The sequence below is a fragment of the Metabacillus litoralis genome (genome assembly GCF_003667825.1).
Classification (GTDB): Bacteria; Bacillota; Bacilli; order Bacillales; family Bacillaceae; genus Metabacillus; species Metabacillus litoralis_B.
The window spans coordinates 1,364,871-1,379,303 of record NZ_CP033043.1; the positions used below are offsets into that span (position 1 = coordinate 1,364,871).

At 35.5% G+C, this 14,433-nt stretch carries 13 protein-coding genes; 4 read left to right on the forward strand and 9 right to left on the reverse strand.

All coding sequences use genetic code 11. From position 1 onward, the window contains the following. Positions 1 to 74: 74 nt before the first annotated feature. Positions 75 to 980 carry a glutamate biosynthesis transcriptional regulator GltC gene (locus D9842_RS06520; protein WP_121661818.1) on the reverse strand — a complete coding sequence of 302 codons (906 nt, stop codon included), beginning with the start codon at positions 978 to 980 and terminating at the stop codon, positions 75 to 77. Positions 981 to 1,134: 154 nt separating this feature from the next. Between D9842_RS06520 and gdhA the strand changes: the two genes are divergently transcribed. The 3 genes from gdhA to D9842_RS06535 all read left to right on the forward strand — a co-directional run bounded on the left by gdhA (position 1,135) and on the right by D9842_RS06535 (position 5,135). Further along, positions 1,135 to 2,517, forward strand: coding sequence for an NADP-specific glutamate dehydrogenase (gene gdhA, locus D9842_RS06525; RefSeq protein WP_121661819.1), 1,383 nt, complete (start codon positions 1,135 to 1,137; stop codon positions 2,515 to 2,517). 192 nt (positions 2,518 to 2,709) lie between these two features. Continuing rightward, positions 2,710 to 3,489, forward strand: coding sequence for an ABC transporter ATP-binding protein (locus D9842_RS06530; protein ID WP_121661820.1), 780 nt, complete (start codon positions 2,710 to 2,712; stop codon positions 3,487 to 3,489). 2 nt (positions 3,490 to 3,491) lie between these two features. Next, positions 3,492 to 5,135 carry a hypothetical protein gene (locus tag D9842_RS06535; protein ID WP_121661821.1) on the forward strand — a complete coding sequence of 548 codons (1,644 nt, stop codon included), beginning with the start codon at positions 3,492 to 3,494 and terminating at the stop codon, positions 5,133 to 5,135. Between the two features lie 523 nt (positions 5,136 to 5,658). Here the strand turns inward: D9842_RS06535 and D9842_RS06540 are convergent. The 4 genes from D9842_RS06540 to D9842_RS25725 all read right to left on the reverse strand — a co-directional run bounded on the left by D9842_RS06540 (position 5,659) and on the right by D9842_RS25725 (position 7,758). Continuing rightward, a complete protein-coding gene (locus D9842_RS06540; RefSeq protein WP_121661822.1) occupies positions 5,659 to 6,867 on the reverse strand; it encodes a YecA family protein in 1,209 nt (402 codons plus the stop codon). 26 nt (positions 6,868 to 6,893) lie between these two features. Further along, on the reverse strand, positions 6,894 to 7,097 hold the full coding sequence (locus D9842_RS06545; RefSeq protein ID WP_121661823.1) for a hypothetical protein: 204 nt from the start codon (positions 7,095 to 7,097) through the stop codon (positions 6,894 to 6,896). A 66-nt stretch (positions 7,098 to 7,163) separates the two neighbouring features. Further along, complete coding sequence (locus tag D9842_RS06550; RefSeq protein WP_121661824.1) at positions 7,164 to 7,472, reverse strand: hypothetical protein; 309 nt, start codon at positions 7,470 to 7,472, stop codon at positions 7,164 to 7,166. Between the two features lie 124 nt (positions 7,473 to 7,596). Then, positions 7,597 to 7,758, reverse strand: a complete 162-nt coding sequence (locus D9842_RS25725; protein WP_162987333.1) for a hypothetical protein — start codon at positions 7,756 to 7,758, stop codon at positions 7,597 to 7,599. 180 nt (positions 7,759 to 7,938) lie between these two features. Between D9842_RS25725 and D9842_RS06555 the strand changes: the two genes are divergently transcribed. Then, a complete protein-coding gene (locus D9842_RS06555; RefSeq protein ID WP_121661825.1) occupies positions 7,939 to 8,190 on the forward strand; it encodes a SunI/YnzG family protein in 252 nt (83 codons plus the stop codon). A gap of 58 nt (positions 8,191 to 8,248) precedes the next feature. On the opposite strand, the gene D9842_RS06560 is transcribed toward D9842_RS06555, so the two are convergent. The 4 genes from D9842_RS06560 to D9842_RS06575 form a co-directional block, all read right to left on the reverse strand. Then, on the reverse strand, positions 8,249 to 12,016 hold the full coding sequence (locus D9842_RS06560) for an AAA domain-containing protein (RefSeq protein ID WP_121661826.1): 3,768 nt from the start codon (positions 12,014 to 12,016) through the stop codon (positions 8,249 to 8,251). Between the two features lie 242 nt (positions 12,017 to 12,258). Further along, positions 12,259 to 12,639, reverse strand: a complete 381-nt coding sequence (mscL, locus tag D9842_RS06565) for a large conductance mechanosensitive channel protein MscL (RefSeq protein WP_098798515.1) — start codon at positions 12,637 to 12,639, stop codon at positions 12,259 to 12,261. 216 nt (positions 12,640 to 12,855) lie between these two features. Beyond that, the gene (locus tag D9842_RS06570) at positions 12,856 to 13,509 is read right to left on the reverse strand and encodes a DUF1801 domain-containing protein (protein ID WP_121661827.1); all 654 of its coding nucleotides are present in this window, start codon (positions 13,507 to 13,509) and stop codon (positions 12,856 to 12,858) included. 173 nt (positions 13,510 to 13,682) lie between these two features. Then, positions 13,683 to 14,432, reverse strand: coding sequence for a hypothetical protein (locus tag D9842_RS06575; protein WP_121661828.1), 750 nt, complete (start codon positions 14,430 to 14,432; stop codon positions 13,683 to 13,685). Between the last annotated feature and the right edge of the window lies 1 nt (position 14,433).

Here is a 14,433-nt window from a genome sequence, read left to right on the forward strand (position 1 = left end):
ATAATATTAATCTGTTGTTCTATTAGTGGGACAAGGGGTCTCGTTCTTTGTCAATCATGCTCCATGAACACACATCAATTCTTAAACTCATCTAACCTTGCAAAAAATTCAATCAGAAACTCATAAAATAACTTTTCTGTTGGTAAAAGTACTCGGTCTTTAGGTGTAATGACTCCAACAGTTCTAGTCACATTTGGTTCAGCTAACGGTATTTTGACCGTTGATCGCGGCAGGCTATCAACCAATGTGACTTCTGGCATAAGAGTAACCCCTAACCCTGCGGAAACAAGTCCCTTCAACGCATCAATATCATCTCCTTCAAAAGCAACATTCGGCTTAAAACCAAGATTTTGACACGCATTAACGACCATATCGCGAAAAACAAATCCTTTTGGCAATAACACAAAAGGCTCGTCCACAAGTTCTAGTAGTTTTATCGACTTTTTGTTTGCAAGACGATGGTTAATGGGCAACAATGCCACGACATTTTCTGTAAACAATGCTTTTCGTTGAATTTTCTTTTCATCTTGAGGTAAAGGCCCGATCAGCGCAAGATTAAAATCCCCTTTTACTACACCTTCGATTAAATCACGATAAAGGGCTTGTTTAAGCTGAAACTTAGCCTCTGGATAACGTATGCGAAATGCATAAATCACTGTTGGTAATGTGTACGCGGCTAAACTAATCGGAAATGTAATCCTGATCGTTCCTTTCTCAGGATCTAAATATTCCTCAACCTCTCGTCTCGCTTCATCCACGACATTCATGGCATGCTTCATTCGCTCATAGAATATTTTGCCAATCGGCGTTAAATGAACTCTTCTCCCTTCCCTAATAAATAAATCAACACCAAGCTCACTTTCTAAATTAACAATTTGTCTGCTTACAGAAGATTGGGCAACATGTAAAAAATCTGCAGCTTCTGTTACATGCTCACGATTAGCAACCTCCATAAAATATCGGATTTGTCTAAAATCCATTCTGTATCCTCCTTTATTCATTCATGCAAAAAACGCATTAATATTATCGTTTCTTTATATTGATTCGATTAATTCTTTAATTATAAAATATTTCATAATACCAATTCTGTAAATATGAAGAATAATTTGAAAATAAATATTAGGGGAGTTATAGATGAAAACAATGGAAAAAAATCAAGAAGTGTATACTGAAAGTGTTCAGCAATATGTAGATCAAGTATTTGAAACGGTTAAAAAACGAAATCCAAATGAAAGTGAATTTCATCAAGCTGTCAAAGAAGTATTCGATTCTTTAAAACCAGTTCTTGCGAAGAATCCACAATATATGAAGCAAGGCATTCTTGAAAGAATCGTTGAACCTGAAAGAGTGATCTCTTTCCGTGTCCCATGGGTCGATGATCAAGGAAATGTAAAAGTAAACCGTGGATTCCGTGTTCAGTACAGTAATGCAATTGGTCCGTATAAAGGTGGATTAAGATTCCACCCTTCTGTAAATGCGAGCATTATTAAATTTTTAGGCTTTGAACAAATCTTTAAAAACTCCTTAACAGGTCAACCTATCGGCGGAGGTAAAGGTGGCGCTGACTTTGACCCTAAAGGAAAATCTGATGGAGAAATCATGCGTTTTTGTCAAAGCTTTATGACAGAACTAAGCAAATACATTGGACCTGACACAGATGTTCCAGCTGGCGACATTGGTGTTGGTGCTAGAGAAATCGGCTATTTGTTTGGGCAATACAAAAAAATTCGCGGTGGATATGAAGCTGGTGTTTTAACAGGAAAAGGCATTGGATATGGCGGAAGCTTAGCTCGTAAAGAAGCAACAGGATACGGAACTGTATACTTTGTTGAAGAAATGCTACAGGACAAGAATTTAAGCTTTCGAGGCAGTACAGTTGTTGTTTCAGGTTCTGGAAATGTATCAATTTATGCGATGGAAAAAGCGATGCAGCTAGGAGCTAAAGTTGTCGCATGTAGTGATTCCAATGGCTATATTTATGATAAAAACGGAATTAACTTAGACACAGTGAAACGCTTAAAAGAAGTGGAAAAGAAACGCATTAGTGATTATGTAGCGTATCATCCTGAAGCGATATATACAGAAAATTGTTTTGGCATTTGGACGGTTCCTTGTGATATTGCCCTACCTTGTGCCACACAAAATGAAATTGACTCAGCATCGGCTGAGCTATTAGTTTCTAACGGTGTAAAAGCTATAGGTGAAGGTGCAAATATGCCTTCAACATTAGAAGCGGTTGAGTTCTTCCTAGAAAACAACGTACTATTCGCCCCCGCAAAAGCAGCAAATGCTGGAGGTGTTTCTGTTTCAGCATTGGAAATGGCACAAAATAGCGCCAGATTATCCTGGTCGTTTGAAGAGGTTGATTCCAAATTACAGGATATTATGAAAAACATCTATCTTAATAGTAAAAAAGCTGCTTATGATTACGGCACTCCGGGCAATCTTGTCGTTGGAGCGAATATCGCCGGCTTTGTAAAAGTAGCTGATTCGATGATTGAGCAAGGTGTAATTTAATTTTGACTTTTGTAGTCATGCACTTCATCATTTACAATGAAGGAATGCATGACTTTATTCATTTCTACACCCTTCTTCCCTCTAAAATACCTCATATATTTAACAAACAGAAATTTTCCCTTTAGAAAGCAAAGTTATTAATGTTACACTAGAAAGGTATTAAATGGAAATTTCAAGAAATGAGGATTTTATATGGAAGAAGTTATCTTAACAATTAATGATCTAAAGAAAAATTATGGTGTGAAAACCGTCTTAAATGGAGTGTCTTTTCAAGTAAAACGAGGCGAGATTATTGGATATATTGGTCCAAATGGCGCTGGGAAAAGTACAACCGTTAAAATCATGCTTGGGATTGAAGATGATTATTCTGGTGAAGTCAACATTTTTGGCCATGATCTTTCAGATGGGAAAATAGAGTATAAAAGAAAAATAGGCTATGTTCCCGAGATTGCTGAGCTTTATGATAATTTAACTGGTCATGAATATTTAACCTTTATTGGTGAACTATACGGTCTTGACTATGATCTTGCAGAATACAAATCAAAAAGCTTAATGGAGCTCTTTGGTATTGGCGAGGTCTATCATTCTCGTATTTCTTCTTACTCAAAAGGAATGCGACAAAAGCTCTTAATTATTTCTAGCTTATTACATAATCCTGAGCTGTTATTTTTCGATGAACCAATCAATGGCTTGGATGCAAATAGTGTGATGATTTTCAAAGAAATTATGACTCAGCTCGCAGATCAAGGGAAAACCATTTTTTACTCTTCTCATATTATGGACGTGGTCGAAAAAATTAGCAGCCGAATTATTCTCCTGAATGATGGAAAAATTGCCGCTGACGGTACTTTTGATGAGTTAAAACAAAAAAATACAGAAGGTTCACTTGAACAAATTTTCAACGAACTTACAGGATTTAGTGAGCATAAAGAGCTTGGCTCACGATTTGTATCCGTTGTAAGGGAGATGTAAGCATGAAGGATTTTCGTACATTAAAACTATTGGATAAGCTAGAAAAACTGTTCACCAGCTTTGGCGTAGATTACAAGATCATGAGAAAAATACTCCAAATAAAGCTAACAATGGATGGCCGGCGTGTTCCGACGATTTTCTCGCAAAATGCCAAGAAAAAAGGAAAAGAAAACAGCAATCAATATATAAGCTCCCTTTGGATTTATGTGTTATTCGGCTTGTTTTTAGTAATATTTGTGTTGATGGAAGAAAATTATCTTTTTCAAATGAGTCTCTTCTACGGAATTTTCACCTTTATTATCATGACATCGATGATATCCGATTTTTCTTCTGTTTTACTAGATATTCGCGACCGTAATATATTGTTCCCAAAGCCTGTTGACCGAAGAACAATCAGTACAGCGAAAATGGTTCATGTGATGATTTACTTATCTTTTCTTACCATAGCACTTGTGGGACTTCCTTTAATTATTGGACTGATTAAAAATGGCATCTTGTTTTTTCTTGTTTCTTTGATGAATGTGATTCTACTTAACCTGTTAGTAGTTGGGCTCACAGCACTTCTTTATTTGTTTATTTTACGGTTCTTTGATGGAGAAAAATTAAAAGATATCATCAATTATGTTCAAATCGGACTGTCACTTGCCATGATGGTTGGCTATCAATTACTAGTTCGTTCCTTTGAATTAATTGACTTAACGATTTCACTTGATCCACAGTGGTGGCATGTTTTAATCTTTCCGATGTGGTATGGAGCCATGATGGAAATGGTGATGAATGGTGTTTATCAGCCATTTTATCTACTCTTTTCAGCTTTAGGGGTTCTAGTTCCTCTTCTATCAATATGGCTTTATGTGAAGTTTAATCCGACTTTTGAGCAAAGCCTTCAAAAGCTTGTTTATCAGGGAAAATCGAAGGTGAAAAAACGTAGTAAACTTAAACAATGGATCCTCAGTGTAATTTGTCGCTCACATGAGGAAAAAACATTTTTTAAATTTGCTAGTTTAATGATGAAAAATGAACGAGACTTTAAATTAAAGGTTTATCCTTCTTTGGGGTTCTCAGTGGTGATTCCTTTCATTTTTATCTTTAGTGGTTTTGAAAATGATTTGGATTCTTTAGCTAGCAGTAAATCTTATCTCTCTATTTATTTTAGCTTGATTATTATCCCAACGATCATGCTACTCTTGAAGTATTCAGGAAAATACAAAGGTGCTTGGATTTATGGAGTTGCTCCGATCGATGGATTAAAACCACTTTTTAGCGGGACCATTAAGGCGTTTCTGTTTAACTTATATTTGCCGGTCTACCTTCTTTTAAGTGTTTTGTTTATTGCTTTATTCGGAGTGAGAATTCTGCCAGATCTTGTTGTTGTTTTTATTAACTCCTGTTTATATGCCGTGATCTGTTTTATGTTTATTAAACAAGCTCTTCCCTTTTCGGAATCCTTTGATGACAGTAATCAAACTGGCAACGGTTTACTAATCTTCGCATTAATGCTGTTTGCTGGACTATTTGCTGGTATACATTTTATCTCGACTTTGGTTTCTTATGGGATATATGTGTACTTGGTGGTTGTGCTTCTGTGTTTCGTATTAATTTGGAGGAAGGCTTTTGATGTGACGTGGGAGGAGGTTCGGTCTTGAAATATAAACTATAAATGATCATTGCTTTTTGTATAGTAATTCGTACAAGTAATAAAAAGCAATTTGGCAGTAAATTTGCAAATGCTTGGAGACAGTATAATTCTCCGAGCTTTTTTTATACCAAGATAAGCACCCGATTAAGTGATTTCCAAATCTTCAAGAATCGCTAGGAAATAAGCAACTATAAGCGGAGAATTTCCTTTTATTGAGGAAATAGCATAAAAAATTGATTAAATAAACGGAAAGTCTCCGCCTATTTAAACAAAAAAGATGAAAAATGACCATTTTCCTTTACTTAACCGGAAAAATTCCGCTTATATCCCAAAATCGAGTCCCATTCTTCTGTATAAAAGGAAAAACTCCGCTTAAAGCCAGGGGGACAGGTTCCTTGTCCCAAAACATCAATAACGTAGGATTGTAAAAGACTTACATGCTTAATAGGAATTAATTCATATAAAACCCAATAAAAAACTGAGGTTTTCCTCTGTCTTCCAGTGGGCTTTTAATGTAGATTCCTCGTCAATCACCCACAACATTTCTTATACTTTTTCCCACTTCCGCAAGGACACGGGTCATTTCTACCGACTTTTATTTCTTCTACACGTTTGCTATTGTTCTTATTTCTCGGTAATGCTTGTAGATTCTTCTTTTGTACTTCAGATAATTCTGTCGAGGTGTGGCCTTTGAGAAACCATTCTCTTGTGTTGTTCATGAGAAAAACAACATTATCAATTAATTTATGAAGCGTCTCCTTATTTTCAAATTCAAGCATTCTACTTAAATATTGTAGAACATCATTCGGAGAATCACCGTTCTTTGTTGCATATACGCACTCTTCTGCAAGTTGATCAGCAGCGGTCTTATCGATTTTGAAGTTTTCTGTTAGAAAGCTAACTAATTGAGCATAAACTTTATTTCGCTCAACAAACTCATATTCACCAGCTGTTAAAAGTTGATCTTTTGTCAACGGATAAAACGGAAGACTCTTTCTCGAGTTGTGTTCCTGCAACACTTTCTTTGGATCAAACACTCTTAAATGAGAGAAACCTTCTTCATCTATATAAAATTGCTTACGAAAATCATTTGCATCATGAATAACTTGAAAATAATCCCGAAGATTCAGAGGTTCTTTTGTATACTTTTCAAGCACCTCTATCAACTGATTTACATTTAACGTTCCATAATAATACAATAGACCGCCTGTAAGTTTGATCCACTCTGTATTTCTTTTAATTGTCCCCCTCGCTTCTACATTGCTTTTTAAAGCATTAATTTGTTCAATTAGTTCAGACGGGACAGCTAGAATCTTCTCTCCTTCATGAACTCCCGTGTAAATTAGTCCATTTGCACGAAAATATCTGATTTGTTCATCCGCAATGTTCAGAGCTTTGCTTCGACCTTCTTTACTAGCGATATTCGTTAATAAATGAAAACGCTCACTATCCCATAATAGATAGATCCTCTCTAGATAATGAGGAATTTCTTCTACAAGCAAGTCAATAAGCTTGTCCTTTTTCAAGTTACTTACATTTTTAATTTGCAAGGTTTTTCTTATCTCATCAAGCTCATATTTTGTATATTTACCTAGTCCTTCCTTTAATGAAAACGGAACCTTTATTTCACTCCAATACTTTTTATACTGTTTTTCCTCCTCCTGTTTTCTAAAATCCTTTACCCCTGCTATCATATTTAACATTGCATCTTCTAACTTCTTATCTGTTTTGTTGTTCATGCTTACACCTACTTTCTAAAATTGTCCTATAAATACCCAAACATACTGTTAAGAAGATGATCCTCTTCTTCTTTCATACGTTTTGAAATAATAGCTTCAATCTCAGTAATATGTCTTAGATATTGGCATTCCTTTTCTATTGGTTCATATCCATACATGTCATTGACCAAGTAGTCTTCATCTTTAATATAGATAGCATGCGGATATTTATTTTCAGTTTTAATCATCAATGCGTCAAAAACATCATATAAATTGTCATTTAATTCATCTGTGAGTGTTAAAGTGGGGCTACGGCTTTAATTATATTTGTATATGAATGTTAATGCATGTAAAGGTAGATCTTCGAGATTAGTAATCAGATAGGTTTGACCACGTACAGAAAAAAAGAGATATTCAGTCTCTTCTTTAAAAACTACACATTTTACTTTTAGTAGTTTAATAAAACGATTATAATGAGGCTTCATATCAAACAAATTTTCTTTCCCTTTTCCTTTACTCGTGCATTCCTTGCAAATGTGCTTCCGATGTCCTTTACCACTAAACTTCTCATTAGCACGGTACCGAACACAACCGAAACAGTAATGCCCTTGTTTCTTCTTTCCCATGGTTCCAACTCCAACATATAAATCTTCTTCCTTGAACTTTTTTAAAAAGATATTTACGCCTATTGTGTTTTATTATCTATGAATAGTCTATCAAAATAAACATAATAAAGAAGCTTGACTTCTATTAAATTTCTTCATTTCCCCAAAACAATTTTGCCTTTTCTTTTTGAATCAGCTCTTTGCTGGGTCTACTATCAAAGTAACAATCAAATAACATATTAAGTAATTTTATTCTCTCACCATTATCCATTTCTTCAATTGCTTTCATTATTTCATCAGCAGTCATTTTTCCACCTCTTATGTATTATTATTTATATACTTTATTTTACAGTAAAACAATCACCCAAATTCAACTAACGTGAGTACAAAAAAATGTTAACCAACGAAACTTTATCATCTTAAAAACGTATATAAGTATGTAGAACGAATGATATTCTTTATTTTGCGCTATAAGGAGTTGGAGCTTATGTTGAGTCTAAATGTAAAAAAATCAAATAACATAGTGAGTATTAAGTGGCAGTTAACGAGGGTGGAAATCCCGACATCTGAAATTATTGATGTATCTTTAGATGATACGTATGGTGGTGAGGAAAAAGAAGCTATTAGAATTGGCACACCATACGGAACTACTGATAGAGTAGTCATTAAGACGACGAAAAACACTTATATTCTTTACACGACAAATCCTACTTCCATCAAAAACAAAATACTGTCATAAAAGGCTAATATAAAAGAAAAAAGGCATACTAAGAAATCTAGTATGCCTTCTCAAAAATTTAAACTGTAACTTCCTTCTTCAAACTCTCTTCCTTCACCAACTTCTTCACAAGCTGATCAATCTTCTCGATTTCCGCACTTGAATTCTTCCACCAATTTCGGCTCCAAATTCTCGTAATTTTCCACCCTTTTGTCTCCAAAAATCTCTGTCTATAAACATCGCGCTCTTTTGCAGATGGTGCACTATGGTACATTGCCCCATCACATTCAATGCCAATGATATATTTTTCCGGTTGGTTAGGATGTACAACGGCTAAATCAATTCGATATCCAGACATACCAATTTGGGTATCAACCTTATATCCTAGGTTGGTTAGAGCTGTGTAGACTTGCTCTTCAAATGGTGAGTCGAAAATTAGGTTGCTTTCTTGCTTTTTTGTATTTTGATTTTCATTGAGCTTTGTTAAAACAGCTTCAATTTCATTCTTTCTCACATGTGAGACAGCTTTGGCGTATTCCATGTAGCTTTTTAAAAACTTTGGTCCTTCATTTTTTGTAGAGCTAACGCTTAGTTCGCTAGGTTCGATGCTTGTGACAACATGAATTTCTTCCTTTGAACGTGTTACCGCAACGTTTAAGCGATTTTCTCCGCCTTGTTGGCCGAGTGAGCCGAAGCGATTATAAACTCTACCTTCATGATTTTTCGCATAAGCAATCGAGAAAATAATAATATCTCTTTCGTCACCTTGAACATTTTCGATGTTTTTGACGAAAATTCGTTCATCCATGTCTCTGCTCATGATTTGCTGGTACAATACACCAAATTCTTGATCTTCTTCTACTTGAGCATCAATGATATCCTGGATTTTATCTTGTTGCTTCGCGTTGAAGGTGATGATTCCGACTGTTTTCGTTGGATGCTGAAGAACAGTTTTTTTCAACAAATCAACAACAGCTTTTGCTTCCACTTCATTGCATTGGTTAATCCAGCGACCGTCTACCTTATGCCATTGAATCGCTGCTGGCTGACGCAAAGGCTCAACGTTTGGGGCGATTTGGATATTTCCATTGTAATAAGCATGATTTGAGAAGTTGATTAACTCCTCGGATTTTGATCGGTAATGCCATTGCAGCATTTTTTCAGGCAGTGAACGTTTTGCCAAATTTAATAGACTTTCAGATTCTTTAAAATCATCCACTTCAGCATCATCTTCGTCATCTGAAATCACACCTCTAAATAAAGTAGAAGGAGGTAATTGCTTTTCATCTCCGGCTACTACTAGCTTTTCAGCTCGAAATGCTGCAGGAAGTCCATTTTCCACCGTACATTGTGATGCTTCATCAAAAATAACGATATCAAATAGTTCCTTTTGCAATGGGAAAATGGCCGAAACGGTTTCAGGTGATGTTAACCAAATTGGCATAACATCTAAAAGTCCATTTAATGAAAACTCGCGAACGAGCTTTCTTACTGGCCAGATCATTCTTTGTTTCCCAGTTTGATGCTTTAATTCTCGCATTGCTTTGCTGTTTGTTTGCTTGACTGAATTTAATTTTTCCAGAAGACGATTGATCAGCACTTTTACGGTAAGCTCGCGTTTTTGTAGTAATAGTGCTTTAAAATCTTCCCGTACTTTCTCGATTTCTTCTGTTCCAATTTTCGTTAAAATGGGATGCTTTGATTCAATACCATCAATCCAATGAATAAAAGCAGACTGTCTCACAATATCGACCCATTCATCAGAAAGCTGTTTATGAATATTGTGTGAAGTTTTATCTTTTAGCATATCAATCATCTTTTTGATGTTTGGTAAAAACTCATCATACTCACGATCCATATTCCGCAAATCTTCAAAGTCTTGCAGAATAAATTCATGCTTCTGCTCAATTTCGGTTAAAGGAATATCTCCTTTAGAAATTCGTTCGTGATATTTTTTGACTAATTCATCGTTAAAATAGGCTTGTAATGACTTAACTTCAGTTGACATTTTTTCCGACACTTGTGAAAGGTCAAACAGTATCTTTAAGCTCTCTCTAATACGTGGCCATTCCTTTGATGAAGTTCCTTTAAACTTTTCACCGTTCAGAAGCTCTTCAACAATCGTTTTTCCAGTGAAAGAAGTCCACCACCATAAACGTAGCTTTTGTAAGGTTCTTTTTTCCTCTGGATTCAAATCATCATAAATTTTTTCTAATTTATCGTTAATCAACCAAGTGTATTCTGGAGTAATATCATCTTGGTCAAATTCATTTAGGTAAGAAATACTTGTTTTCGCTTTTTCGATCACATTTTTTAGAATTTCCACTATTGTTAGTCGATCTTTTAGCTCTAATGAAGCAAATGATTTTCGATCTTTTAAAGGATAATCACCACTTCCAAACCGACTGTAATACGTTCCATAAGAGAAAATCTTCATTAACACATCATCTAAATTGTCTTTCATTAAAGAATGAAGAATTTCTTTTAATTCCAAAATTGCTTCAATTTCATTAATCGGCTTTCCTAACGAATATAAATCAAACGCCTTATACCCATGAGGCTGTACCTCGTATAAACCCTTTGCAATTGCATTTAACTTTGACTCATATTCTTCTATTTTAGAAGAAAGCTGAACCAACTCATTTTCATGATCACTTGCTAGTTTTTCATCTTCTAGTAATGTGTTCAGCTTTTTATACAACGGTTTTCGGTCATTTTTTTCATCGTGTAACAGCGCAACATGTGATGATAATCCTAGTGCTTCTAAGCGTTGATACACAACATCAAGTGCAGCTCTTTTTTGACAAACTAAAAGCACGCGTTTATCTTGAGATATGGAATTCGCGATTAAGTTCACAATGACCTGCGATTTACCAGTACCTGGTGGCCCATGAACAACTAACCCACGATTGCGGTCTACTTCATTAATAATTTCTTCTTGTGATGCATCTGTATCAAGAACAAAAAACTTCTCTTTTTCCGGTTTAGTAGCCATTTCCTTCTCCGTGCTACCTTCGTCATAATCAGAAGTTTTTAAATCCTCACCAGCATTCAGTAATTCACTTAAAATACCTAAATCAGCCTGTTCATCTTCAGTTGCCAATATTAATTCTTCGTAATCTTTTAATAAAGCTGAATTTCCCTGAGGGTAATTCCCTAATATCGCCATATGATCTAACTGAAATTGTCCCTTTTGAAATTCAGGAATTTCACTTTGTTTATAATCTTTAAACTTCTCAAGCTCCTGTCGATTGTTCCAAAGAATATTAAAGGAGTACTCTTTTAGCCAAGAAATTAACGTTAAAAAGTTGATCGATTTTGCTTGCTCTTCCGCTTCATCAAATATTTTCTCATCAATATCTAACCCACTAAATTTTTTGAAAGCTAAAATAAGTGTGCGGTTCAACTGAGGCTCGCCCTCATTTACATCGAGCTTCCACTGCGTACCGTTTACTTTTTCTCTCTCAAGCTTTACTGGATATAAAAACAAAGGAGCGCGTACGTATGTTCCGTCTAGCATACAGCCAGAAATGTACGGGTAACCAACATACAAATCATACAACCCTGTTTCTTCCTCGATTCCCTTTACATTTCGGTACAATGAAGTCAATTTCCCGGATAGAACTAAAGAGTCATCGTTAGAAACATCTTGCTTTACCAACACAACATTTCCTTTTCCTTCTACTACTCTTTCAACGACCGTTTTGGCATCAACTTTTTGCTTTAACTTATCAATCGAACTAATATCAAAAGCCCATTTATCATATAATTTCAAGGTCCGAATCGACCTGTTGCGTTTACTTAAATCATTTAATCGATCTTTTAATTGCGTTAATTTATCCTTCATTTTTTACCACCTATACTAAAAAATAAAAAATCATCAGTTCTCGTCTGATGATTTCTATTAAGTCATATATTAAATTATACCCCCTAAATATTTACAAGGAAAGGCAAAATTCGACTTTGGGAAAAGTATGCAAATGAGTGAAGAAGTTGCTTGTGAGTTTAGGTCAAAAACCGCAAGAAGTGTACTCGCGGTTTATTTACAGAGAATGAAAACCCTAAGTTCGACTAATTACTGTTCTACGACTATTGATTGTTTTTTAATAAATCCCGGATTTCTGTTAAGAGTTCCGTATTTTTATCAGTAGGTGCTGGCTTGTTGTCTTTCTCTGTTTCTTTCCTTTTGACATATTTGTTCATGACTCTGACAAAGAGGAAGATCGAAAAGGCAACAATCAGAAAGTCGACCACATTTTGTAAAAATTGACCATATTTAAGCTCTGCTTCCCCTATTTTTACGGTCAGATTTGTAAAATCAACTCCACCCATTAAAAGACCTACTAGTGGCATAATCATGTCATCAACAAGGGAAGAAACAATTTTCCCAAACGCTGCCCCAATTACAACCCCAACAGCCAGGTCCAGGACATTACCTTTCATGGCAAATTTCTTGAATTCATTCCACATACCTTTGTTCCACCCTTTCTTTTTAGATAGAGGTGATTATACTATGAAGGTGATGTGAAAACCAAATTTGATAAAAAATGTACACTTATATGGAAGCTAAATGGGCCTTTAAGTTAAGCAAGATAACATACTTAGTTACATCATAAAACGTAACATAATATTATTATGTTAACTTAAGAGTCAAGAAAGTAGAAAATCACTACAATTCCTACTTTCTTACTTTAAATTCTTATGTGATCCATCACAGTTAGGCATTCTTTTCGAAAGACCACATGTGCAATCAGTTAATCCCTTACCAATCAGAATTCGCTCAATACATTTCATAATCCTTGATTCTCTAGTTTTCGATTGTTTTGGCTGAGAGAAATGAAGAATATACGCTCTTTGTCGTCCCGGTGTTAATGCTTCAAAAGCCGTTTTCAAGGCAGGCAGCTCTTCAAATTTATGATGAAGCTCTTCAGGTATAGTAAACTCTGAATGCTCCTTAGCCTTCACTTCTAAACCCGCTTTTTCAACCTCAATAACTTCCAGGATATAAGCTTTCAAAATAGATTCCATTTCAATAATTTCTTGTAAATTTGTGAACCGAATTTGGCGAGCTGACTGGACATTCTCCGTTTGTTGAATGAGTATTTTCTGCGGATCCTTCAGCAAAGCACCTTTATGAAACAGAAGTGCACAGTAGTCTTTAAATCCATGGATTAACACAATATTTTTGCCATTTAACGTGTAACAAGGATGCTTCCACTTAAATTCTTCTGTTAACTCAGAGTCCTGAACGATCTCTCGTAGCTTCTCAAACTCTTCCTTCCACTTTTTCGCGGCACTTAAAAATTCATCAACTTTTGGATTTAAATTTGTATTGTTCATTTAGGTATACCTCATTTTAATTTTTCGGTCAGTAAAACAGCTAGAATTTCTCACTTTTGAATTTATAACAACACTTCTATTATATCAAGAAAATAGATAAAATACGGTTGGGATCGTTCCTTTTCTTGTAGTAACATAAAAAACGAGACTAAAGAATTAGCCTCGCAATTGTATTATGAATTTAAATTATTAGTAGGATTTCCATCCGCATCAGTACGTACATAACCTCCACCCTCTTCTTCACTCAGATTGACAGAAGTATCTCCATCTCCATCTCTCCAATAACCATCAATCCATACACCATCACGCCAATGACCTTCTACGTAATGAGGTTGTACATGGTGTGTTCCGGGTTGTTCTGATGTTTCTATTGAAGTTGCTGCTTCTGTGTGAGCCACATGAGGTTGGACTTGATGCACATTAGATGCTCCTTCTGTCCCTGCATTTGCTACATTTTGATGATCGTTAACTTGTTCAGCACCATCTGCTCCATCAACTAAATCGATCACCCCAACAGCAAGTGTCCCGATCGCCACTGTTTTTCCGATATCTCGTAATCCTTGCTTTACTTTTAGATCATCGCCGTCTCTAAATCCTTCATATGTAGATTTTCCACTATGATAGGTATTTTTAGCAGTGTGATAGACACCCTTTGCTGTTCTACCTATCGAATCCGCCATATCGTTTAATCCTTGATCCTTTTTATGTTTATCTTCTTGAATCAAACCTGATGCCGTATTCCATGCACCATCTGCCACTTGTCCGACCGTATCACCCGCAAATTCGGATGCTTTTTTAACCCCATCTCCTACTTCTTTAATAAACTTACTACCTGTTACATCTCCAACAACATTAACTGCCCCACCAATCACAGTTCCTGTTGCTTTACCTGCGAATTTACCAACATCTCTTAAAAATCCCATA

Bases quoted from the DNA above. Each gene is read 5' to 3' on its own strand.
- D9842_RS06535 (WP_121661821.1), top strand. From the start codon at position 3,492: ATGAAGGATTTTCGTACATTAAAACTATTGGATAAGCTAGAAAAACTG.
- D9842_RS06560 (WP_121661826.1), bottom strand. From the start codon at position 12,016: ATGAAGGATAAATTAACGCAATTAAAAGATCGATTAAATGATTTAAGT.
- D9842_RS06520 (WP_121661818.1), bottom strand. From the start codon at position 980: ATGGATTTTAGACAAATCCGATATTTTATGGAGGTTGCTAATCGTGAG.
- D9842_RS06540 (WP_121661822.1), bottom strand. From the start codon at position 6,867: ATGAACAACAAAACAGATAAGAAGTTAGAAGATGCAATGTTAAATATG.
- D9842_RS06550 (WP_121661824.1), bottom strand. From the start codon at position 7,472: ATGGGAAAGAAGAAACAAGGGCATTACTGTTTCGGTTGTGTTCGGTAC.
- D9842_RS06570 (WP_121661827.1), bottom strand. From the start codon at position 13,509: ATGAACAATACAAATTTAAATCCAAAAGTTGATGAATTTTTAAGTGCC.
- gdhA (WP_121661819.1), top strand. From the start codon at position 1,135: ATGAAAACAATGGAAAAAAATCAAGAAGTGTATACTGAAAGTGTTCAG.
- D9842_RS06575 (WP_121661828.1), bottom strand. From the start codon at position 14,432: ATGGGATTTTTAAGAGATGTTGGTAAATTCGCAGGTAAAGCAACAGGA.
- mscL (WP_098798515.1), bottom strand. From the start codon at position 12,639: ATGTGGAATGAATTCAAGAAATTTGCCATGAAAGGTAATGTCCTGGAC.
- D9842_RS25725 (WP_162987333.1), bottom strand. From the start codon at position 7,758: ATGACTGCTGATGAAATAATGAAAGCAATTGAAGAAATGGATAATGGT.
- D9842_RS06530 (WP_121661820.1), top strand. From the start codon at position 2,710: ATGGAAGAAGTTATCTTAACAATTAATGATCTAAAGAAAAATTATGGT.
- D9842_RS06555 (WP_121661825.1), top strand. From the start codon at position 7,939: ATGTTGAGTCTAAATGTAAAAAAATCAAATAACATAGTGAGTATTAAG.